Origin of the sequence: Glutamicibacter sp. 0426 (genome assembly GCF_001906485.1) — a bacterium.
Classification (GTDB): Bacteria; Actinomycetota; Actinomycetes; order Actinomycetales; family Micrococcaceae; genus Glutamicibacter; species Glutamicibacter nicotianae.
In genome coordinates this window covers 40,017-63,001 of record NZ_MPBI01000001.1, presented here as the reverse complement: position 1 = coordinate 63,001, position 22,985 = coordinate 40,017, and the positions used below count along the sequence as shown (strand labels likewise).

Here is a 22,985-nt window from a genome sequence, read left to right as displayed (position 1 = left end):
ACGATCCCCAACCATCCCGTTGCAAAGGGCGCTGGAAAACGACGCCCCGAACAGAAAAGGAACCGACTGCCATGAGCGGCAATGATCAGCAGGCAACTTCCATCACCTATGCCGGTGCCGGCGTTGACGTTGAGGCCGGTGACCGTGCCGTTGAGTTGATGAAGGGCGCGATCAAGGCAACCCACACCTCCGGTGTCGTGGGCGGGGTCGGCGGCTTCGCCGGGCTCTTCGACGTATCGTTCCTTACCGGCTACAAGAAGCCGTACTTGGCGACCTCCACCGACGGCGTGGGCACCAAGGTCGCCATCGCCCAGAAGCTGGACATCCACGACACCATCGGCCAGGACCTGGTCGGCATGGTGGTCGATGACATCGTCGTGGTGGGCGCCAAGCCGCTGTTCATGACCGACTACATCGCCACCGGCAAGGTCGTCCCCGAGCGCATCGCCGACATCGTGCGCGGCATCGCCGAGGGCTGCAAGCTGGCCGGCACCGCGCTGGTCGGCGGCGAGACCGCCGAGCACCCGGGCCTGCTGGCCGAGGACGAATACGACGTGGCGGGTGCCGCCACCGGCGTCATCGAGGCAGACCAGCTGCTCGGCCCCGAGCGCGTGCAGGCCGGCGACGTGGTCATCGGCATGGCCTCCTCCGGCATCCACTCCAACGGCTACTCGCTGGTGCGCCGCGTCATCGCCCACGCCAAGTGGGAGCTGGACCGCGAGGTCGCCGAATTCGGCCGCACCCTGGGCGAGGAACTGCTGGTTCCAACCCGCATCTACACCACCGCCTGCCTGGATCTGGTCGGCGCGCTGAACGACGGCGAGAACTTCGGTGTGCACGGCTTCAGCCACGTCACCGGCGGCGGCCTGGCAGCCAACCTGGCGCGTGTGCTGCCCCGCGGCCTGATGGCCCGCGTGGACCGCTCCACCTGGGCGCTGCCAGCAGTCTTCTCCACCATCGCGCAGCTGGGCAACGTGCCTCAGCCTGATCTGGAGCGCACCCTGAACCTGGGCGTGGGCATGGTTGCTGTCGTTGATCCTGCCGTCGCTGATCGTGCAGTCGAGCTGCTGAACGCTGCAGGCATGGGCGCATGGGTCATGGGCGGAGTCGAGAACATCGATCCGTCGGCTGCCGATGCCGGACTGGACTTCGTCCAGGGCGCCAAGGGCGTGGACGGCGGCGCAGTGCTGCTGACCGGCAAGTACGCCAAGTAGGCCACGGAAAGCTCCTATAAACCCGATGCGCCGCACTGATTCCAGTGCGGCGCATCGGGTTTTAACCACGATGGCCTTGCGGAGCGAAATATTCTCCCGCTAGTCCAATTGCTTCAGCGCGTCTTCCAACGGCACCCGCCAGCGCCAGGTGGCCTTCTGCTCGCCGCGGACGTGGCCATTGGTTATCAGCGCCACCGGCAGATCCCGCTTGACGAAGTTCAACAGGATCTTGTAGCCGCTCATGACCGCAAGCGAGGAGCCCATCACCAGCAGCGCCGTGGATTCCGCTTCCAGTGCCGCGATACGCTCCTTGCGGTCGGCTGGAACGCTCTCGCCGAAGTACACCACGTCAGGTTTCAGCGCGAGCGATCCGCAGCGCAAGCAGGCCACCATGTTGAACCGGTCCACCAGGTACTGGGGCAGCTCCACATCGCCGTCGGGGTTCACCGCGCCGGGATCGATCTCCACGGCCTCCAGGTATCCCTCATTGGCTGCCTGGAGGCGCAGATCGAAGTCAATGCGATGCTCGCTGTTCCCGCAGTCCAGGCAGCGGACAATCGACAGATCGCCATGCACCGGAATCACGCGCTTGGATCCTGCCTGCTGGTGCAGCCCGTCCACGTTCTGGGTGATGATGCCGCTGATTTTCCCCTGTTCTTCCCACTGCACCAAGCGCCGGTGGATGCGGTTGGGTTCGGCTTTGTCCATATGCCGCCAGCCGACGTAGCCGCGGGCCCAGTAGCGCTGCCTGGCTTCTGGACGGAAGCGGAATTCCTGATAGGTCATTGGCCGGTGGCGTTGCAATGAGCCATTGGGGCCGCGGTAATCCGGGATTCCCGAATCCGTGGATACGCCGGCGCCAGTCACCACGAGCACATTCCCGGCATCCAGCATCCGCTGGACTCCGTCCCGGGCCTCGTTTTCCGGCGAGGACGCCGCTTGCTGCTCCACAATGCGCTGCATGGAGCGGATCGCCGAATGATGCGCCATCTTGATCGACAGTTCTTCTGGAGTGCTCACGTTCCACCTTAGTATTGCTGGGCACGACAAAGGCCGCAGCGACTAAAAGCTAATTTAGCTTAGTCGCTGCGGCTTGTCGCAAAATGTACTGAAGAGCTGTACCACTCAATGCTCAAGGTGTGGCACTCTGAGCCAAGGACTCCCGGCATCAGAAGACGAGGCTACTCGTCTTCGTCATCTCCCGAGTACTTCTTAGTCAGCTCGTCGTATTCCGAGTATTCGTCGTCATACGATGAATCATTACGCTCAGAATTCTGAGCATGATGATCGGACCGAACGCCCAACTCGCGTTCAAGTGCCGAAAGGTCAGTGGATGGCGAGTAGTACTTGATATCTCGCGCCTGACGCTGTGCTTTAGCCTTTTGACGGCCGCGCCCCATGGCGTGACCCCCTCTTTTCAGTAGAGTCGGGAGGTGGTCCACCTGTGAAAGGTGAAGGCCCCCGAATATGTGATCAGTTCTTTCGTAATTAAAGGTTAACACGATTCACCGGCGAGCGCTGAATGCAACACCCAACGAAACAGCTAGACTGTGGATTAGTCCAACGACTATGTATTGAGCCGGCGAGCGATCGCCCGACCCAACCACGAAGGAGCTCAACAGGTGGTGGAAAACAATCTGCCCGAGCCGCAGGCGGCTTTGCCGCCATTGCAGCCAGAACCGGAGAAGCCGAAGCGGCAGAGTGCCCAATGGGCCCTGATGATTGTCGCTGTTCTGGCGCTGGCCGCTGCAGTGGTTTTCGTGGTGTTGAGGCTCGTGGATCCGCCCGCTTCGCCAACTGCGAACAATGTGGAACGCAATGAGAATCCAGGCCTCGACGGCATCATTGCCACCGGGATGCCGCCTACGCAGCTGGAGCAAGGCGATTGCCTGCGGGGATTCACGTCGCCATTGGATCCGCAGACCGTCGTGACCTGTGATTCCTCCCACAACGCGCAAGTAATCGGCATCTTCCAGGTCAACGGCGAGGAGTACCCCGGTGCCAACGTGCTGCTCACCCAGTCCGAAGACCTGTGCAAGTCGGTCTCGCTGGACCCGCGTGCAGGGTTGGATTCCACCTGGACCTATCACTTCTCCCGCCCATCGGAGAGCACCTGGGCCCAGGGCGACCGCACCGTTTCCTGCTTCCTGAGTCTTTCGGAGGGCACCGTCCGCAGCTCGTTGCTGCCCGAGGGCGCCGACGATGAAGATGCCGATAGCTCCGAAGAGAAGAAGTCCGAGGACGAAAAGCCGGCCGACGAAAAGTCCAACGGCCGGGAGACCACCGACAGCTAGGCAGCTTGAGTACAGCAACGGCGAGGGTGTGAACGGATTTCCATCTGTTCACACCCTCGCCGTTGCCAGTTGCTAGGACTTCTTGGCCACCTTGAGCTTGTCGCCGACCTCGTCCAGGGTGACAGCCACGGTGTCGCCATCCTGCACCGCCCCAGCCAAGATCTCCTTGGCCAGCCGGTCGCCGATCTCGCGCTGCACCAAGCGGCGCAGCGGACGGGCGCCGTAGGCCGGATCATAACCGGTCAGGGCCAGCCACTCGCTGGCGGCCTGGTCCACCTCCAGGTTCAGGCGGCGATCGGCCAGGCGTTGCGCGAGCAATTCGATCTGCAGCTTGACGATGCTGCCCAGCTCCTCGATGCTCAATGGATCGAAGAGGATGACCTCATCCAGGCGGTTCAAGAATTCCGGCTTGAACGAAGCGTTGACCACGTTCATCACCGCTGACTTCTTGGCCTCGTCTTCCAAGCTTGGATCCACCAGGAACTGGGAACCCAGATTGGAGGTGAGGATCAGGATGGTGTTCCTGAAGTCCACCGTTCGCCCTTGGCCATCGGTCAGCCTGCCGTCATCGAGTACCTGCAGCAGGATGTCGAAGACTTCGGGGTGCGCCTTCTCCACTTCGTCCAGCAGGATCACCGAGTACGGGCGGCGGCGTACAGCTTCGGTGAGCTGCCCTCCCTCTTCGTATCCCACGTAGCCCGGAGGGGCACCGACCAGGCGGGACACCGCGTGCTTCTCCGAGTATTCGGACATGTCGATGCGCACCATCGCGCGCGGGTCATCGAAGAGGAAGTCGGCCAGCGACTTGGCCAGCTCGGTTTTGCCGACACCGGTTGGACCGAGGAACAGGAAGGAACCGGTGGGCCGGTTCGGGTCGGCAATGCCGGCACGGGTACGGCGCACGGCGTCGGAGACCGCGGCGACCGCCTGCTTCTGGCCCATCAGGCGCTGCCCGATGATCTCTTCCATCTCCAGCAGCCTCTGGCTTTCGCCCTGCAGCATGCGACCAGCCGGGATGCCAGTCCAGGCCGAAATGACTTCCGCAATGTCATCCGCGGTGACTTCCTCGGCGACCATGGTGTGCGTCTCGGCCTTGTCGGCTTCGGCGGCGGCCGCCGCATCCAGCTCCTGCTGCAGCGTCGGAATCTCCCCGTAGAGCAGGCGCGATGCCTTCTCCAGGTCACCCTCGCGCTGGGCCTTGTCGGCCTGGCTGCGCAGTTCATCGAGCTTGACCTTCAGATCGCCGACGCGATTCAGGCCAGCCTTCTCCGCTTCCCACTGGGAATTCAGCGCATCCAGCTTTTCCTTCTTGTCAGCCATGTCCTTGCGCAGGGCATCCAGGCGTTCCACCGAAGCCGGATCCGTCTCATCGGACAGAGCCAGTTCTTCCATGGTCAATCGGTCCACCTCGCGGCGCAGCTCGTCGATCTCCTCCGGCGCCGAATCGATCTCCATGCGCAACCGGCTGGCGGCCTCATCGACCAGGTCGATGGCCTTGTCCGGCAGCTGGCGTCCGGAGATGTAGCGGTTGGACAGCGTGGAAGCAGCCACCAGTGCGGAGTCGGCAATGGAGACCTTGTGGTGCGCCTCGTAGCGCTCCTTCAACCCACGCAGGATGGCGATGGTGTCGTCCACGCTCGGCTCGCCCACGTATACCTGGGCGAAGCGGCGTTCCAGGGCCGGGTCCTTCTCGATGTTCTCGCGGTACTCGTCCAGCGTGGTGGCACCGATCAGGCGCAGCTCGCCACGGGCTAGCATCGGCTTGAGCATATTGCCGGCGTCCATCGCACCCTCGGAGGCGCCAGCACCGACCACGGTGTGGATCTCGTCAATGAAGGTGACAATCTGGCCATCCGAAGCCTTGATCTCTTCCAACACCGACTTCAGCCGCTCTTCGAATTCGCCGCGGTACTTGGCACCGGCGACCATGGCACCCAGATCCAAGGAGATCAAGGTCTTGCCGCGCAGCGACTCCGGGACGTCGCCAGCGATCATGCGCTGGGCCAGGCCCTCGACCACAGCGGTCTTGCCCACGCCGGGTTCACCGATCAGCACTGGATTGTTCTTGGTGCGGCGGGAGAGCACCTGCACCACGCGGCGGATCTCGCGGTCGCGGCCGATGACGGGATCCAGCTTGCCCGAGCGCGCCAGGGCGGTCATGTCGGTGCCGAACTTCTCCAGGGACTGGAAGGTGGCCTCGGGATCCGGGTTATCGACCTTGCGGTCGCCGCGGATGGTCGGCAAGGTGCCCACCAGCAGTTCGCGGGTGGCGCCGAATTCGCGCAGGGCTTCACCCGCCTTGGTCTGGTCTGATGCCAGGGCGATGAGCAGGTGCTCGGTGGAGACGTAGGTGTCCCCCATTTCCGCGGCGGCCGCCTGGGCGTTGCTCACGACCTGCAGCAGCTGCCGGGAGTACTGAGCTTGGGCAACCGAAGTTCCGGAGCTGGAGGGCAACGCGTTGATGACAGCGCTCGCCTTGACGGATAGCGCGTCGACATCCAACCCGGCAGTCTTCAGCAAGGCGACTGCGACGGACTCGCGCTGGTCCAGCAATGCCTTCAGCAGGTGCGCAGGTTCAATCTGCGGATTGCCTGCGGTTGAAGCGTTCATCCCGGAAGCTGAGAGAGCTTCTTGGCTCTTAGTGGTGAGTTTCGTGTCCACGCGCATCCTTTCTCTATTGGAGTGAACCCATAAACTTGAGTGTACTTAACTCAACTCTACTCCTAGTCCTAGTATTCCAGCTAGAGCAAGATTCTCGAGATATTTTTTCTTCCCTTTGCCTCGGCGGCAAAACCCCTTGTGGAGCGCGATTTGCAGTCTTAGGATGAGGTATGGCCAACCCGGATTCCCAAGATATTTTTTCCCTGCCCCACGATGAGATGGTCCAGGTATTCATCGATCAGCACCGGCAGATGCTGCTTTCCAGCCTCGACGAGCTGGACGAAGACGAAGCGCGGTTGAAGCTGGTTGAATCCAAGACCACGTTGCTCGGGCTGGTGAAACATGCGATCTTCGTCGAACGTGTCTGGTTTGGCGAAGCAGCCACCGGCAAGAGCCGGGCCGAACTGGGCATTGCGTCGTCGCCCAGCAAGTCCTTCGACTTGTCCGCGTCCGACACCATCGAATCCATTCGGCGTGACTATGCCCAGGCCATCGAACTGTCACGTGAAGTAGTCAAGGGCAAGACCGGGGATCACGTTTTCTCCGGCAATCGGCGCGGGTCGTTGCCGCTGCGCTGGATCCAGCTGCACATGCTGCGCGAATTGGCGCAGCATTGCGGGCACGCCGATATCCTGCGTGAGCAAATCCTGTCCGCACGGAATTAGCCGGCCACGCATCATCGGCAGGTACCGCGCATGCTGTTGCCAGCGCTCCGAGTCCTGCGAGGATTTCCAAGGCGACCCGAGACCTGGGCCGAAGAATTCACTCGAGCACTTCGTCCACCGCATCCTTCGAATTGCATATGACGCCTACCCAACTGGGCAAAGTCGAAGTACATTACAGATCAACATGACATCCGTAAACCAGAATTCTTCCAGGAGCACCGCTTCGGGTTAGGATTAAAGGACGTAAGGGAGTATTCACAATCGTTGAATCCGTCAATACGCAGGACTTCATGGTCCTGCCGGGTTTTACGGCCAACCACAGTGTCGGTGAAGAGACTTACTCGGACGCGTCCGCGCGCAACTTACGAAAGCAGGAATCCCTATGGGAGCTTCCCCTTTGATTTGGGGCATCACGATTGTCGTGATTCTCGCCCTACTGGCCTTCGATTATTTCTTCCACATCCGCAAGGCCCACGTTCCATCCCTGCGTGAAGCAGCGATCTGGTCCAGTATCTATGTCGGCTTGGCCCTCATATTCGGTGTGCTGGTGCTCATCTTCGGCGGCATCGACATGGGCGCCGAATACTTCGCCGGCTACATCACCGAAAAGGCCTTGTCCGTCGACAACCTGTTCGTCTTCCTGATCATCATCGCCAGTTTCAGGGTCCCCCGCGAAGACCAGCAGAAAGTACTGCTCTTCGGCATCGTCTTCTCGCTGATCGCCCGCACCGCGTTCATCTTTGTCGGCGCGGCGCTGATCAACCAGTTCGCCTGGGTCTTCTACCTGTTCGGCCTGATCCTGCTGCTCACCGCAGGCAACCTGCTGAAGAAGGACGACGAATCCGACGAGGCCAACAACTTCATCATCCGCTTGGCCAAGAAGCTGTTCCACACCACCGACAAGTACGACGGCGACAAGCTGTTCACCATGATTGACGGCAAGAAGGTCCTGACCCCGATGCTGCTGGTCATGGTGGCCATCGGCGGAACCGACATCCTCTTCGCCCTGGATTCCATCCCAGCGATCTTCGGACTCACCCAGAACGTCTACATCGTGTTCACCGCTACCGCGTTCTCGCTCATGGGCCTGCGCCAGCTCTACTTCCTGCTTGATGGATTGCTGGACCGCTTGATCTACCTGTCCTATGGCTTGGCAGCGATCCTGGCGTTCATCGGCGTGAAGCTGATCCTGCACGCGCTGCACGAGAACAACCTGCCATTCATCAATGACGGCGAGCACGTGATGGTCATCGAAATCAGCACCGGGCTGTCGCTGAGCGTGATCATCGGCGTCCTCGTGCTGACCATTCTCGCTTCGCTGTTCAGCAAGGCTGGCAAGGCACAAACCGCCATTGGCAACCTGCGCCGCCATGCGAGCAGCTACAACGACCTGAGCTACACCTCGGATCCAAACGAACGCGAACGCATCTACCGCGCCCTGGTGGAAGAAGAAGCGTATGTGAAGACCATGGAGAAGAAATACCGCGACAAGGCCAAGGACGTGGACAAGATCCGCGTCGAGGTCGCCGAGGCGCACCGCCAGCACGATGAGTACCTGAAGAGCTGATCCGATTCAGGCTTAGAGCAATGGCTGCCAACTCATTGGAGTTGGCAGCCATTGCCGTCTTGGTGCTGCCTAGCGGCGAACGTTGCCGATGTAATTGTCCGAAGGCACGATGACCTTGCCCAAGGGCATCAGGGACACCGGGATCATCTTCAGGTTGGCGATGCCCAGCGGGATGCCGATAATCGATACGAACATCGGGATCGCGGTCACCACGTGCCCGATGGCAATCCAGATGCCGGCAAAAATGATCCAGATGATGTTGCCCAGGGTGGAGAACGCGCCGACCGGTCCGTTGTCGACTACGGTGCGGCCGAAGGGCCACAGCGCATAGCCGGCAATGCGGAACGAGGCGATGCCGAAGGGAATGGTCACGATCAGCACGCAGCAGATGATGCCTGCCAGCACGTAACCCAGGGCCAGCCACAGGCCGCCGAACAGCAGCCAGATAATGTTGAGAATACCGCGCACTAAATCAGTCATGGCTACATTCTCCTTCTTTTACCTCTCATGCTCCATCGGGGATCACCCCGAATTCCCCCTAGGGGTGTCCAATCCCCCACCGTTCGGCACGCATCGATGCAGGTTGCTCGGCTAGGATTAATCATCATGAGCGAATCGAGCGAGCAGCAGCGTCCACCCCATGGCTCTGCCCCCAGGAACCCAGACCTTTTCCGTGCCGAGCCGGTGTCCTTCGTGCGTCGCGGCAACCGCCTGCAGGGCCGCCGGGCCAGCGCCTGGGAGCGCAATGCCGAGCAGTATGTCATCGAGCCGCCCCGCAAGATTGCCGACACCTCGGTTGCTGACGACTTCCAGCTCGATCCCGCCGAGGCCTTCGACCGCACGGCACCGCTGATCGTGGAGATCGGCACCGGCCTGGGCGAATGCATCGCCAACGCCGCCAAGGACGATCCCGAGCGCAACTACCTCGCCGTTGAGGTCTACCGTCCAGGCCTGGCCCAGTTGATGCTGAAGGTCGAATCCTTCGGCATCACCAACGTCCGCGCCGTGCAGGCCAATGCCCCTGAGGTGCTGGACGTCATGCTTGATGAGAACAGCGCGGACGAGATCTGGATCTTCTTCTCCGATCCGTGGCACAAGCCGAGGCACCACAAGCGCCGCCTGATCAAGGCCTCATTCCTGGACAAGGTCTCCCGCGTGCTCAAGCCAGGGGGCACCCTGCGCTTGGCCACCGACTGGTCGAACTATGCGGAGCAGATGCGCGAGGTCCTCGAAGCCCACCCTGATTTCGAGAACCAGCATCCCGGAAACCTCTCCGGCGAGGAGAGCAACTTGACCAAGGTGCGCCGCGATGGCATGGAAGGCTTTGACCCCGAGCCTGACTTCATTGACGTCCAGGGCGGCTGGGCACCGCGTTTCGAGCGACGAATCCTCACCAGCTTCGAGGGCAAGGCGCTGAAGGCTGGACGCCTGGTCTTCGATTTGGCGTACACGCGCATCGGCTAGCGGCCGAAATGCATCAAGGAGGCCATGGAATCCCTAGGATGGATTTCATGGCCTCCTTTTCTGCTCAGAACCAGTTCTACTCCCAAGCCCCGAGCATGGAATATGCCGGGGTGAGGCTGGAACAACTGTCATTGGACCATGCCCCGGAGCTGATCCAGCTCGCCGCCAACGGCCAGCTGGATGAAGCATGGTTTGCCACCACCCCATCGGCCGAATCCATGCAGGCGGATATCGAGCGCCGTCTGGCGTTGCAGGAAACTGGAGCGATGGCTCCGTTCGCCATCATCGACCTGTCCACCGGCCAAGCGGTGGGGGCTACGAGCTACCTGAATATCGACGTGGCCAACCATCGCGTGGAAATCGGCTCGACATTCTTGGCCGTGCCCGCCCAAGGCACCGGGATCAATCCGGCGGCCAAGTTCATGCTGCTGCGCCGCGCTTTCGAGGAGTTGGATTGCTATTCAGTGGCTTTCTGCACGCACTGGCACAACACTGCGTCACGCGCAGCAATTGCACGGCTTGGCGCCAAACAGGATGGCGTGCTGCGCAATCACAAATATGATCCGAAGACCGGCACGCTTCGAGACACCGTAGTCTTCTCGATCCTCCCGCACGAGTGGCCTGCCGTGCGCACCCAGTTGGAAGCGCGCCTGGCGAGGCACGGACGGATCTAGCGGCCGATGGCGCGGCGTACAGGGAAGAGCGACACGGTCGGTTCACGTCGTTCCGGACGCATGCCCCGGGACAGCGAAACGATGTCGCCTCCAGCGGTGCCCGCGGCGAAGATGCGCGATTGGCCCTGGCGAACGGCGGACAGTTCTTGGCGAAGCCCATTGACTTCGGTTTGCAGATACGCGACTTGATCTTGCAGATCCAGGATGCGCTTGATGCCTTCCAGCGAGACGCCTTCCTTGCTCAATGACTGCACCTGGCGCAGCAGCGAGACGTCGCGTTGCGAGTAGCGGCGCTGCTTTCCGCTTTGCCGGCTGGGCGAAACCAAGCCGATGCGGTCGTATTGGCGCAGCGTCTGCGGATGCATGTCTGCAAGCTGGGCGGCGACGGAAATGACGAAGACAGGTCGCAGGTACTCCCCGTTCACGTTGCTTCTACCACCTTTCTGCAAGGGCCGACGATACTGGCCCTTTTGCCTTTGAGTCTATCTTCCCCGCCCTGCCAGTTCGATGCCAGGACAGGGAAAACAGGTTATTGGGTTCAGAGCTTGGCGTGGGCTGCCAAGTCCGCTCGCGGGTCCTCGCCCTCCGTGGCTGCAGCGAAGTCCTCCACGGCCTTCCTTGCTGCATCCGAGAGGTTCTGCGGAATCGCGACATCCAGGACGATCAGCAGATCGCCGGTGGCCTTGGAGGTCTTCACTCCGCGGCCCTTCAAGCGCAAGGTGCGTCCGGAGTTGGATCCGGCAGGCACCTTCACCGCAACGGATTCCCCGTCCAGGGTCGGTACGTGGATCTTTGCTCCAAGCACCGCTTCATCGAAGGTCACCGGCACGTGGATGCGGATGTTGTTCTCTTCGCGCTTGAAGAACGGGTGCTCGCTGACCTTGACCTTGACCAGCAGGTCGCCGTTGCCGGCAGCTCCTGGCTGGCCCTTGCCACGCACGCGCACCGACTGCCCGTCCTTGATTCCCGCCGGGATGCGCACGTCGATGACCTCGCCGTTCTGTTCGCGCAGGCCAATGGTGGTTCCCTTGATCGATCCGGAGAAGGAGATCGTGGTGCTGGCCGTGCGGTCAGCACCCTTGCGCGGCGGTGCGCTTTGGCCGAAGCCGCCGCCAAAACCGCCGCCGCCTCCGAACAGGTCGGAGAAGTCCGGCTGTCCGCCACGACCGCGAGCGCCGCCTCCGCCACCTCCGAAGAGGTTGGAGAAGATGTCCTCGAAGCCGGCCTGCCCGCCTGGGCCACCCGGTCCGCCACCCGCAGAGAACCGCGCTCCGCCGCCCATGGCGCGGATCGCGTCGTACTGCTCGCGTTCTTCCTTATCCGAAAGCACCGAGTTGGCTTCGGAGATGTCCTTGAATTTCTTTTCAGCGGCCGCGTCCCCCTGGTTGGTATCCGGGTGGTACTTGCGTGCAAGCTTGCGGTACGCCTTCTTGATGTCCGCCTCGCTGGCGTCCTTGGAGACGCCCAGAATGGCGTAGAAGTCTTTTTCGATCCAGTCCTGACTTGCCATCAGGGCCCCATCCTTTCAGTGCCAATTCGACACTGCCCACTGACGAGGACTCGGCAGTGGGCAGTATCGATTGTGCTATTCGTGGCTATTCGCCGGTGGCTACCAGCACCTGGGCTGCGCGCAGGATGTTGGTTCCCTTGCGGTAACCGGTGCGCAGCACCTGTCCCACGTGGTCGGCTGGAATCTCCGGAACAGCCTGGCGAAGCAGGGCTTCGTGGATGTTCGGGTCGAATTCCACGCCGGCCTCGTTGATGCGTTCCAGGCCATGCTGAGCCAGAATGCCATCCAGCTTGTTGGCGATCGACGCGAACGGGCCGTCGGCGAGGTCGCCGTGGGCTCGTGCCGCATCGATGTCGTCAAGCACCGGAAGCAGAGTGTTGAGCACGGACTGGACGGCGTTTTCACGCGCCACTGCCCGGTCACGTTCCACACGCTTGCGGTAGTTGACGTATTCAGCCTGCAGGCGCAGCAGGTCGTTGCGCAGTTCGGTTTCCACCGCACCGGCATCTTCCGGCTGCTCCGCATCGGCTTCAGCGCCAGCAGCAGCTTCGTTCAGGATCGCCTCGGCCTGACCCAGGGCGTCAGCAGTTGGCTGCTGGTCAGCGGCCTCGGGCTGGTTCTCCGGCTCCTGGCCGGAGTTCTCGTTCTGGTCCTTTGCCTCGGACATATTCCTAAACTCCCTACTTCTTGTCGGCTTCGTCTTCGTCGATGACCTCGGCGTCGACGATGTCTTCATCAGCGTTAGGTGCCTGCTCGCCTTCGCCAGTAGCAGCTCCCTCAGCCTGGGCGTTGGCGTAGATTGCCTCGCCCAGCTTGGTCTGCGAAGCCTGCAGCTTCTCGAACGCGTCCTTGACCTCGTCGTCGTTGTCCTGCTTCTCAAGAGCAGCCTTCAGTGCGTCAACGTCGGCCTGAACCTCAGTCTTGACCTCTTCTGGCAGCTTGTCTTCGTTGTCCTTGATCAGCTTGTCCACCGAGTAGGCTGCCTGCTCGGCAGCGTTGCGGGTCTCAGCAGCTTCGCGGCGTGCCTTGTCCTCTTCGGCGTGTGCTTCAGCTTCCTGAACCATGCGCTCGATGTCTTCCTTGGACAGCGAGGAGCCACCAGTGATGGTCATCGACTGCTCGGTGCCGGTGCCCTTGTCCTTAGCGGATACGTGCACGATACCGTTGGCGTCGATGTCGAAGGTGACCTCGACCTGTGGGATGCCGCGAGGAGCCGGTGCGATACCGGTCAGCTCGAAGGTACCCAGAGCCTTGTTGTCACGGGTGAACTCGCGCTCGCCCTGGAAGACCTGGATGGAAACCGAAGGCTGGTTGTCTTCAGCGGTGGTGAAGGTTTCCGAACGCTTGGTCGGGATGGCGGTGTTGCGCTCGATCAGCTTGGTCATCACGCCGCCCTTGGTCTCGATGCCCAGGGACAGTGGGGTGACGTCGATGAGCAGAACGTCCTTGCGCTCGCCCTTCAGCACGCCGGCTTGCAGGGCTGCGCCCACGGCGACAACCTCGTCAGGGTTCACGCCCTTGTTGGCTTCCTTGCCGGCCAGGTCCTTGACCAGTTCGGCAACTGCTGGCATACGGGTGGAACCGCCAACCAGGATCACGTGGGCGATGTCCGAAACCTTGATGCCTGCTTCTGCGATGACGTCATTGAATGGCTTGCGGGTGCGCTCCAGCAGGTCCTTGGTCAGGTCCTGGAACTTGGCACGCGAGAGGTGCTCGTCCAGGTGCACTGGGCCCTCTGGGGTGACCGAGAGGTACTGCAGCGAGATGTTGGTGCTGGTAGCCGAGGACAGTTCCTTCTTGGCCTGCTCAGCAGCTTCCTTCAGGCGCTGCAGGGCGATCTTGTCCTTGGACAGGTCTGCACCCTTGGCCTTGGCCTGGGCCAGCAGCCAGTCGACAACGCGCTGGTCCCAGTCGTCGCCGCCCAGGCGGTTGTCGCCTGCGGTTGCGCGGACCTGGATGGTGGAGAAGCCGTCGTCGTCCTTGCCGACTTCCAGCAGGGACACGTCGAAGGTGCCGCCACCGAGGTCGAAGACCAGGATGAGCTCGTCCTCGTTGCCCTTTTCCAGGCCGTAGGCCAGTGCGGCAGCGGTTGGCTCGTTGACGATGCGCAGGACGTTCAGGCCGGCAATCTCGCCGGCTTCCTTCGTGGCCTGGCGCTCTGCGTCGTTGAAGTATGCAGGAACGGTGATCACAGCGTCGGTGACCTTTTCGCCCAAGTACGACTCAGCGTCGTTCTTCAGCTTCATCAGGGTACGAGCCGAGATTTCCTGTGCGGTGTACTTCTTGTCATCGATGTCGATGGACCAGTCGGTACCCATGTGGCGCTTGACCGAAGCGATGGTGCGGTCAATGTTGTTTACTGCCTGGCGCTTGGCGATATCGCCAACCAGGACTTCGCCGCTCTTCGAGAAAGCAACGATGGACGGGGTAGTGCGGTTGCCTTCCGCGTTTGCGATAACGGTTGGCTCACCACCTTCGAGCACGGATACGACCGAGTTGGTGGTTCCCAGGTCAATGCCTACGGCACGCGACATAATGGCTCTCCTTTGCCTTGGTTGAAAGTACTAACGCTGAGGATTTACCCCATTGAGCGTTCTGCACTCAAGTTTACTCAGCCCGTTTCGACTGTCAAATTAACTTGAGCCAATCACACTCAACTTTGCGTTCTGTCTTGTTCAACGAACAAAGTGCAAGAATGATTCCCATGCCGAAAAATAATTTTCAGACACAGGACACGCAAGGCACTCAAGGCCAATCCACCCTGCGCTCCCGGCGCCACAACCTACCGAAAAAACGGTCCTTCCGGGAGCTGGATCGCCGAACTCAAATTGCTGTAGTCGCCGCTGGAATTATTGAACTGACTTTGATGTTTGCAGCGTTGCGCGATCTTCGTCGACGCCCTGCTCGGCTGATAAGAGGGCCAAAACCCCTGTGGGCCGTGGTCAGTTGCCTCAACGTACTGGGAAGCCTTTCCTACTTCATTTTTGGTCGTCGCTAAGACCCTCAAAACTGATCTACAGGCACAATGAAACAACCCGCTCTCGCGAAAACGAGAACGGGTTGTTCGCAGTCAGCGTGGACGCTTTGGCAATGAAAACCTCGGTTGCCACACTGGCTAGATCAGATCGTCAGCCAACAATGTTCCTGCGGATAATCCCGACAGATGATCCAGTAGGAATGCTCCGATCTACTACTTAGCCGACCCCTGAGATTCCACTAGGACTGCCGCCGTGCGCGCCGGAATAGTCAGCTCACCGGTGGCACTGTCGAACGAAGCCGACTTCACCCGGTCATCACTTCCACCCGAGAGCGCCTTAGCGAGCGAAAAATCGTGACCTACTAATTCCTCAAGGGTCTGCGTGCTATCTTTCGGCGAGGCGTTGAAGAGCACCAAGGCCCCATCATGCTTACGATCAGCATCCTTGCCCACGGTATCGTCGATACGCATCACGATAATTCCTGGTTCGGCTTCGGACCCACCCAGCGGGAAGCTCACCTTTTGCTCGATGAGATCAGCTGAACCCAAACGCAAGAGACCTACCTCTTTACGAGTCCGCAGCAAGTCCAGAGCAGCGCCTTCAGCAGCAGCCATGGCCTTTGCATCCGGCTTGAGCGCAGGGTCTTCTAATAGTGGAGCCATCAGATCCCACTTCTCACCGTTGTCCGCCTTGGGTGGAAGCCCGGAGCCAAAAGTGTTCTCCACGCCGGAGAAGTCGATGCGGTTAAACCAGTCCCCCGAGTTATAGGAATTTCGGTCCAAAGACTTTGAACGCAATAACTCGGTTCCGGCATGCCAGAACGGAACAGCTTGTGAATACATCACGGTTGCCTGCGAGAGGGTATTCATTCGCACTCGATCTTCCATGGAAGTATCTCGTGGCAACTTGAGCACAGTGAGGTCGTAGAGCGTTTCGTTATCGTGCGCGTCAACATAGTTGATCACTTCCCCCGGCTGCGAGGCATAGCCCGCTTTCGCTCCGCGGTAATTCAACTCATCACCACGGTGCACGCTGCCATCCGAAGTGAGGAACTCGAACCCTTCCAGGTTGCCAGCCAAGCCGAGCTTCACCAGGTCGGTTTCGTGGCCGAGGTCTTTCAATGCTTCCTCGGTGCTCCCATTGACCTTATTGCCGTTGGGATCCGTGCCCAAGCCAGTACCAAAGCCCTGACGGAATGTTGAGGATGAATCAACAGGACTGCCACCATGAACGGCATCGCGCAGTCGGTCATTAAAGGTCCCTATGCCGGTACCGTTCAATTGCCCTTGAGTCGCTTGATAGAAGCGAGCATTGTCCGCCACTTCCCCAAAGTTCCATCCTTCACCGTAGAGGTAAATGGACTTGCCATCCACTCCGTCACGTCCCGGTTTCAGTTCATCTAATGCGCTGCGTACCGCTTCCATAGTTTCTCGCGAGTGGTGGCCCATGAGGTCAAAGCGGAATCCATCAACCTTATAGTCCTTGGCCCACACCACCAGGGCATCAACCATCAGTTTCTGCGCCGCAGCATGTTCCGTGGCCAGGTTCTGGCAGCAGGTCGAAGTTTCGACTTTCCCAGTAGCATCAAGCCGGTGGTAGTAACCGGGCACGATCTTATCGAGCACACTGCGATCGGCTTGACCTGAGGCTGCCGTGTGGTTGAACACCTGATCAAGCACTACTTCTAGCCCCATGCTGTGCAAAGAACCGACCATTGAGCGGAATTCTTCCACCCGATTAGCGCCTTCAGGGTTCGTTGCGTATGAACCTTCCGGAGCCATGAAATGGAAGGGATCATAGCCCCAGTTGAATCCGTCCTCATCACCATGAGCGGTAACGCACTCTTGTTGTTTGCTCGAGGCTGCCGGCAGCGACTTCAGATCACAGTCCGTCTCAACACGTTGAGACTGTTCCTCCTCAATGGTGGCGATATCAAAACTTGGCAGCAGGTGAACGGTAGTCAGGCCAGCCTCGGAGAGCTGTTTGAGCTGCTTGCTTCCGGCTCCGTTGGCTCCAAACGCTCCGTAGCGGCCCCGCAGGTTCTCGGGCACCGAAGCATCTGAAATCGAGAAGTCACGGATCTGCAGTTCATAGATGCTGCGGTCCACGTCCTTTTCGACGTTTTTGGCTTTGGCCTTACGCCACTGTTTTGGCTGGTGGTGAGGATCCTCCAAGCTCACAGCCACCGAGTGGGTGGAATTAGTCGTGAGTGCTACCGAGTAAGGATCCGTCACGATGTTCGTTTCAATCTTGCCGGTTTCCGGGACAAAGACTTGGACTTCCCACCGGTACTTCGCCTCAGCCATCTGAGGCTTGCCCTTGACCGTCCACACACCGCTGTCCTCCGAATAGCTAGCAGCGTATCGTGTGGTCTTCTCCTTCTTGTCAGTAATCAGCAGTGTTGCGTTTTGGGCCGTGGGTGCCCAGAGCCTGAAAGTAGGGCGTTTCCCGGTGAAACTCACGCCGAGTTCTACATCTTCAAGCGCCTTGGCATAGAGATCATCGATAACACCAGCACTCTGGACTCCGGTGAAGGCGGTGAGTTTCTTGGAATCTCCTTCACCGTCGAATCGTGCCAAGGCCATTTGTGAGCGCAATGCAGAGGCTACGTCCTCGCGTTTAAGGTCAATACGCAAAGCACGGTAGTCAGCAAGATGCGGGAACTTCTTACGTTGCTCTGCACTCAACCCGCCAATAACTTCTTTGAGCTCAAGTGGCTTCGCACCGGAGATCTCGTTTCCCTCCAATTTCAAGCCGGCGTCCTTGGCAGCGTAGAGGGCATAGCTTTCGCCACTACCCAGATCACGGGGAATAGCAATCGTATCTGCAGAAATCCACTGCGCTTTCATTTGACCAACGCCGTCGACTGTTTGGGTGTCAGAACCAATCTGCAGCAGGTGAGTCTTCGAGTCATAGCTGAAGCTCACCGGCTTCCCCTCGGTCACCGAGAGACTGTAGTTAGCACCTCCGGCAGCACCGTCAACGCCATAATTTTCCTCCCACCCGAAGTTATGCGACACCTTAAACTCGTAGGTGCCGGCCGGAATTTTCTCCGCAGTGAATTCGTAGGTACCGTCAGCATCTGGGTCAGCCATCAAAGTTGCCAAACAGGTTGGATCCCAGTCGGAAGCACAGCCCAACTCATCTTGAAAACTTCCCGGCAAGGTGATCATGGGACCTTGTTGATCACTTTGTACGATGTTATTGCGTGGATCGAAGAAGAACTTGACGGACCCGCCTTCGTGAGAATATTTGAGGTTGTCACCACCGGCAACGCCACCAACGCCGTAGTTCAGATCCCATGATCCGTTGATGGCTACCTTGTATTCATAGTCCCCTGCCGGGACTTCGAATTCACCAGAGTAGACCCCGCCAGGCTGTTCAGTAAGTTTGGCGGCCTCGCAGGCCGGATCCCAGTCCGTGACACAACCCATTTCGATGTTATGGCTTCCTGGCACGGTGACCATGGAGATGTCCGATTCAACCGGTTTTTCCTTCGCGAACCCGGATACATCGTTGCCCACGGAAGCATAAGTGGAAGCGGCGCTGTGTTCACCTGCGGCATTGGTACTCACCGCACGATATTCCACCAAGGTGCCTTGTGGTAGCGATGAAACGTCGTGGAAGACTCGTGGGGTGTGGCCTTCTGCCACGCCCAGTAGGTGCCACTTCTCGGTGCCTACTTCACGCCACGACATGCTTGTCTCAGCCCACGCCTGTTCGCCTAGATCCACGGATACGGGTGATACGCCGCTGAGCCCTGCCCCAGATTTTGGAGCGGCAATCTCAGGTGTGAAGGCAGCACTGTCTACGTCTTTGTCAGCTTTATAAACCACCGCAGATAGCGCTGGCACCGTCACGTTGAGTTTAGCGTCCGCAGCACTGCTGAGTTTGCCTTCCGCGCCATAGAGCGCTGAGTAACTTGCGTCGGAGGTCAGAGTCGACAACTCAATATCAGCGGATTCTTCCGAATTGTTCAGGGCCACCAAATATTCGGTTTTCTCGTCACGGTCCACACGCGAGAAAGCATAAACTCCCTTGGAATCTTGGGCGTATAGCTCTACTTGCGCCCCTCCCTTCAGCGCTTTGTTTGATCCGCGAAGTTTAGAGAGGGCCGCGATGTGCTGATACAGCGGAGAATCACTGTCATAACGATCTTGGTTTCCGAGCTTTTCTCCAGTAATCAATTCTTGGTTCTGATAGTCCGAGACTTGAGAAGCGAACAGTGATTGGCGAGAATCCTTGTCTCCACCGGTGCCGGCAAATCCTTGTTCGTCACCGTAGTAAACCACCGGCTGGCCACGGGTCAGGAACATCAGTTCATGGGCCAGTTCAACACGTTTGAGTTTCTGATTGCTGTTGTTCAGGAAGTACCCAATGCGTCCCATATCGTGATTACCGAGGAAGGTTGGTAAGGCATCAGCTGAGGTGTTTGCCGTGGTGTAGTAGTCATCCGCCGAGAACAGCGTGCTTAGCGTTTTGGCTGAATTTCCTCCCGCGAAACCGGCAGCCGCAGATTGGAACGTGAAATCAAGGACGGAATTCATTTCCGTCTTACGCACGTAGGGCGATAGCTTTTTTGCATCGGCATCATAAACTTCGCCAAACATGAAGAAGTCGTCTTTACCCTGGGCTCGTGCATAGTCCTGAACTTGTTTGGTCCATTGTTCCCAGAATTCGAAATTCACATGTTTTGCGGTGTCTATGCGGAAGCCATCAATTCCCAAGTCCACCCAGTTTTTGTAGACCTCTGCGAAACCGTTGACGACCTTAGGATTTTCGGTCATGAGGTCATCAAGACCTTGAAAATCGCCGTAGGTGACCGACTCGCCTTCCCATGTTGAGTCCCCGCGGTTGTGATAGAGCGTTGGATCATTGAGCCAGTCGGGAACCTTCTTGACTTGATCAGAAACAACCGGGGTATAGGGGAAGGAACTGGAAGCATCTAGCTCTGGGAAGGTATCACTGCCTGCGTAGTCCGCCGGGTCAAAGGCTTGGCCCTGAGCATCCTTATAAGGAACGGAAGATTGCTCAACGTAGGAATACTTCTTTTCCTTATTATCGATGAGATCTGCGGTGTGGTTCACGATAATGTCGAAATACACCTTGATGCCACGTTTGTGGGCGTCATCGATCAGTTCGGAGAGTTCTTCATTGGTGCCTAGATGTGGGTCGATCTGAGTGAAATCGGTGACCCAATAGCCGTGGTATCCGGCGCTGGCATCATCACCACTACCCTGAACCGGCATGTTCTTAAAACTGGGTGTGAGCCAGATGGCGCTGGTGCCAAGGCCTTGAATGTAGTCAAGCTTGGAGCGTAGGCCTGCGATGTCACCGCCTTCATAGAATCCTTTGTTCGTCGGATCAAACCCGGTGGTTAGCCGATCGCCTTCCAAACCGCCGGTGTCGTTAGCCGTTGACCCATTGGCAAAGCGGTCTGTCATAACGAAATAAAACTGCTCACCAGAGCCGGCTTGCCTGACCGGCGCAGAGACCAAATCGGCGTCAGTATCGGAATATTCTCCGCGAAGGTCCAGTGGTACAACCTGCGTCAGCCCCGTAGCCGTATCAAAGGTGAAGCGCAATCGGCTATCCGCGCTCAGTGCTAGGGGAATGTTCTCTTCGCCCCCGTCGAGTCCATAAGACGCGTCAAAGCTTTTGTTCAACGCTACTTTGTATTCATAGTTCCCCGCCGGAACTTCCACTTCCAGGCTGTATTGCCCTTCCTGGTCCGTGGATTGCAGACTGGTAGCTTCACAGTCAGCCATCCAGTCAGCGGAACATCCCAACAACGACTGAAAAGAACCGGCCAGAGTCACAGAAGTTTCATCTGCCGCGGCAGGAATACTAGCCAGTGGCGCCATGGGTGCGAGCGCCAGCATCGGGGTCGCGGCCAAGGCGGTGACCCAACGACGCCAACTACGTTTATGAAGGCCTGGTGGCAGTGACTGACTGCGCACGGAGGAAGCAGCGTTTCGGCTGTTCATGAAATGCTCCATTGAATTCGAAGGTGCGAGCGGCAGGCCACACTAGGTGGCTTGCCAGTGATTCAGCCCACACTACTGAGCGAATTCCATCAAGTGCAAGCGTTTCCAACATTTACACTCGGATGCAGGTAAAACATCAAAATTTTCAGTAATTTTCCAACTTATTACATAGGAAACGCTTGCACAATCTGGTGTAAAAGTCCCGATTCTCATTTTCCGATCCGCTCGCAACCCCACCACCAAAAAGAAGCCCCAGACAGCTTTTGGCTGTCTGGAGCTTCTTTTGGGTACTAGTTCTTAGCGCCCGCCGGTAGCAGGGCTTGATGCACGGCGTGGTCCACGTGAGCGGCCACCTGCGGCACCTGCAGCAGTGCGACCACCGGATCGTGCTGAGCGCGAGGAGTTTGTTGGACGGTCCGCGTTAGCACCGCGGGCACCACGTGAAGGACGCTCGGTGTAGGCACCACGTGAAGGACGCTCAGCATTAGCACCGCGTGATTCACGTGCTGGACGCTCCGACTGGTTCGATGCACCGGAACGATCTGAACGGCGACGGTCTCCCCCGCGACCCTGTGCCTCACCGGCAGGCTTCCCACCACGAGCATTTCGTCCGCCGCCACGCCCACCGCGTGCGTTCAAAGTTTCGCCAGCAGGCTTCTTCTTCGCTGGGTTACGCTTCTGCTGCACTGGAGCAATGTATGGAACATGCTCAGCAACTTCGCCGACGACCTTAGCCACAACTGGCGAGTTCAGGTTGACCTTTTCGAAAGGTACCTTCAGCCCGGCCTGCTTCAACAAAGTCGAAACGTCGCCCTGCTGATCAGGGGTGCAGATGGTCACTACAGTTCCATCCGAACCGGCACGTGCGGTACGGCCCGAACGGTGGGTGTAAGCCTTGTGCTCCGCAGGTGGATCAATGTGAACCACGAGTTCCACACCATCAACGTGCACGCCACGAGCGGCAACGTCGGTAGCGACAAGCACCTTCGCCTCGCCTGAAGCGAAAGCAGCAAGGTTGCGGTCACGGGCATTCTGCGACAGGTTGCCGTGCAGGTCCACTGCTGGAACGCCAGCCTTGGACAGGGTCAGCGCCATCTTCTTGGCGTGGTGCTTGGTGCGCATGAACATGATGCGGCGGGCAGTGCCCTGAGCCAGGACGCGGATCAGGTCCTTCTTATCATCGTTGCCGATGACGAAGACGTGGTGCTCCATGGTGTTCACAGCGGCCTCGGGAGCATCCACCGAGTGAATGGTCGGGTGGCTCAGGTAGCGCTTGACTACCTTGTCCACGCCGTTATCCAAGGTGGCGGAGAACAGCATGTGCTGGATGCCGGTTGGCATGCGGTCCATGATGCGGCGTACTACAGGCAAGAAGCCCATGTCTGCCATGTGGTCGGCCTCGTCCAGCACTGAGATTTCCAGCTGGGACAGGTCGACGATCTTCTGCTTGATCAAGTCATCGAGGCGGCCTGGGCAGGCGATGACGATGTCAACGCCCTCGTTCATGGCCTTTTCCTGGCGGCTCTGGGCCACGCCACCGTAGATCACGGTGGTGCGCAGGCCGGCAGCCTTCGCCAAAGGCTCAACGGTCTTGGCGATCTGGGTTGCCAGTTCGCGGGTTGGAGCCATGATCAGCGCACGGGGGAAACGAGCCTTGCGGCGCTGCGGGCGATCTGCCAAACGCGCTACCAGTGGAAGCGAGAAAGCCAGGGTCTTGCCGGAACCGGTCTGACCGCGGCCCAGGACGTCGCCGCCGGCGAGAGTCGAAGGCAGGGTCGCTTCCTGGATCGGGAAGGCGGATTCGATTCCGCTGTCGGCAAGGACCTTGGCAAGGTATTCGGGCACACCGAGGGCGCTAAAAGTTACGGACATATTCAAACTTTCTCTCTGATTCGCACGCCTGATGCAGGCGTTGGGTTTCGCCGAGCCAGGAGGAAGTCCGCAACGTGCAAGGCCAAGGCCTGCTACCAA

Annotated in this window: 17 protein-coding genes; 7 read left to right on the top strand and 10 right to left on the bottom strand. The window is 59.2% G+C overall.

Going from position 1 to position 22,985, the window contains the following annotated elements; genetic code table 11:
- Positions 1–71 precede the first annotated feature (71 nt).
- Positions 72–1,214, top strand: a complete 1,143-nt coding sequence (purM, locus tag BKX98_RS00265; RefSeq protein ID WP_073705819.1) for a phosphoribosylformylglycinamidine cyclo-ligase — start codon at positions 72–74, stop codon at positions 1,212–1,214.
- A 99-nt stretch (positions 1,215–1,313) separates the two neighbouring features.
- Here the strand turns inward: purM and BKX98_RS00260 are convergent, their stop codons facing one another.
- Together BKX98_RS00260 and BKX98_RS00255 are read right to left on the bottom strand one after the other, a co-directional pair.
- Positions 1,314–2,204 carry a Sir2 family NAD-dependent protein deacetylase gene (locus BKX98_RS00260; RefSeq protein ID WP_073706409.1) on the bottom strand — a complete coding sequence of 297 codons (891 nt, stop codon included), beginning with the start codon at positions 2,202–2,204 and terminating at the stop codon, positions 1,314–1,316.
- A gap of 191 nt (positions 2,205–2,395) precedes the next feature.
- Positions 2,396–2,614 carry a DUF3073 domain-containing protein gene (locus tag BKX98_RS00255; RefSeq protein WP_038991764.1) on the bottom strand — a complete coding sequence of 73 codons (219 nt, stop codon included), beginning with the start codon at positions 2,612–2,614 and terminating at the stop codon, positions 2,396–2,398.
- Between the two features lie 222 nt (positions 2,615–2,836).
- On the opposite strand from BKX98_RS00255, the gene BKX98_RS00250 reads away from it, so the two are divergent.
- Positions 2,837–3,508 (top strand): septum formation family protein, encoded by a 672-nt coding sequence (locus BKX98_RS00250; protein ID WP_073705818.1) that lies wholly within the window; start codon positions 2,837–2,839, stop codon positions 3,506–3,508.
- Positions 3,509–3,580: 72 nt separating this feature from the next.
- On the opposite strand, the gene clpB is transcribed toward BKX98_RS00250, so the two are convergent.
- A complete protein-coding gene (clpB, locus tag BKX98_RS00245; RefSeq protein WP_073705817.1) occupies positions 3,581–6,169 on the bottom strand; it encodes an ATP-dependent chaperone ClpB in 2,589 nt (862 codons plus the stop codon).
- A gap of 170 nt (positions 6,170–6,339) precedes the next feature.
- On the opposite strand from clpB, the gene BKX98_RS00240 reads away from it, so the two are divergent.
- Both BKX98_RS00240 and BKX98_RS00235 read left to right on the top strand, forming a co-directional pair.
- Positions 6,340–6,834 carry a DinB family protein gene (locus tag BKX98_RS00240; RefSeq protein WP_073705816.1) on the top strand — a complete coding sequence of 165 codons (495 nt, stop codon included), beginning with the start codon at positions 6,340–6,342 and terminating at the stop codon, positions 6,832–6,834.
- 382 nt (positions 6,835–7,216) lie between these two features.
- Positions 7,217–8,401: a TerC family protein gene (locus BKX98_RS00235; RefSeq protein ID WP_038991720.1), complete on the top strand. Its 1,185-nt coding sequence runs from the start codon at positions 7,217–7,219 to the stop codon at positions 8,399–8,401.
- Between the two features lie 69 nt (positions 8,402–8,470).
- Here BKX98_RS00235 and BKX98_RS00230 read toward each other — a convergent pair whose 3' ends face one another.
- Entirely contained in the window at positions 8,471–8,881 is a 411-nt protein-coding gene (locus BKX98_RS00230; RefSeq protein ID WP_038991721.1) for a YccF domain-containing protein, read from the bottom strand.
- 126 nt (positions 8,882–9,007) lie between these two features.
- Between BKX98_RS00230 and trmB the strand changes: the two genes are divergently transcribed.
- Positions 9,008–9,865, top strand: coding sequence for a tRNA (guanosine(46)-N7)-methyltransferase TrmB (trmB, locus tag BKX98_RS00225; protein WP_073705815.1), 858 nt, complete (start codon positions 9,008–9,010; stop codon positions 9,863–9,865).
- A gap of 47 nt (positions 9,866–9,912) precedes the next feature.
- A complete protein-coding gene (locus BKX98_RS00220; RefSeq protein WP_198934338.1) occupies positions 9,913–10,539 on the top strand; it encodes a GNAT family N-acetyltransferase in 627 nt (208 codons plus the stop codon).
- Here BKX98_RS00220 and BKX98_RS00215 read toward each other — a convergent pair.
- The 4 genes from BKX98_RS00215 to dnaK all read right to left on the bottom strand — a co-directional run bounded on the left by BKX98_RS00215 (position 10,536) and on the right by dnaK (position 14,583).
- Positions 10,536–10,964: a heat shock protein transcriptional repressor HspR gene (locus tag BKX98_RS00215; RefSeq protein WP_038991723.1), complete on the bottom strand. Its 429-nt coding sequence runs from the start codon at positions 10,962–10,964 to the stop codon at positions 10,536–10,538. The genes BKX98_RS00220 and BKX98_RS00215 overlap by 4 nt on opposite strands.
- Before the next feature lie 113 nt (positions 10,965–11,077).
- On the bottom strand, positions 11,078–12,049 hold the full coding sequence (locus BKX98_RS00210; RefSeq protein ID WP_038991724.1) for a DnaJ C-terminal domain-containing protein: 972 nt from the start codon (positions 12,047–12,049) through the stop codon (positions 11,078–11,080).
- A gap of 85 nt (positions 12,050–12,134) precedes the next feature.
- Positions 12,135–12,716: a nucleotide exchange factor GrpE gene (locus tag BKX98_RS00205; RefSeq protein ID WP_073705814.1), complete on the bottom strand. Its 582-nt coding sequence runs from the start codon at positions 12,714–12,716 to the stop codon at positions 12,135–12,137.
- Between the two features lie 13 nt (positions 12,717–12,729).
- A complete protein-coding gene (gene dnaK / locus BKX98_RS00200) occupies positions 12,730–14,583 on the bottom strand; it encodes a molecular chaperone DnaK (protein ID WP_066141090.1) in 1,854 nt (617 codons plus the stop codon).
- Between the two features lie 170 nt (positions 14,584–14,753).
- On the opposite strand from dnaK, the gene BKX98_RS16705 reads away from it, so the two are divergent.
- The gene (locus tag BKX98_RS16705; protein WP_158024631.1) at positions 14,754–15,047 is read left to right on the top strand and encodes a PLD nuclease N-terminal domain-containing protein; all 294 of its coding nucleotides are present in this window, start codon (positions 14,754–14,756) and stop codon (positions 15,045–15,047) included.
- Positions 15,048–15,239: 192 nt separating this feature from the next.
- On the opposite strand, the gene pulA is transcribed toward BKX98_RS16705, so the two are convergent.
- Together pulA and BKX98_RS00185 are read right to left on the bottom strand one after the other, a co-directional pair.
- Positions 15,240–21,014, bottom strand: coding sequence for a pullulanase-type alpha-1,6-glucosidase (gene pulA, locus BKX98_RS00190; protein ID WP_083586562.1), 5,775 nt, complete (start codon positions 21,012–21,014; stop codon positions 15,240–15,242).
- A 297-nt stretch (positions 21,015–21,311) separates the two neighbouring features.
- On the bottom strand, positions 21,312–22,886 hold the full coding sequence (locus BKX98_RS00185; RefSeq protein ID WP_073705812.1) for a DEAD/DEAH box helicase: 1,575 nt from the start codon (positions 22,884–22,886) through the stop codon (positions 21,312–21,314).
- Positions 22,887–22,985 lie beyond the last annotated feature (99 nt).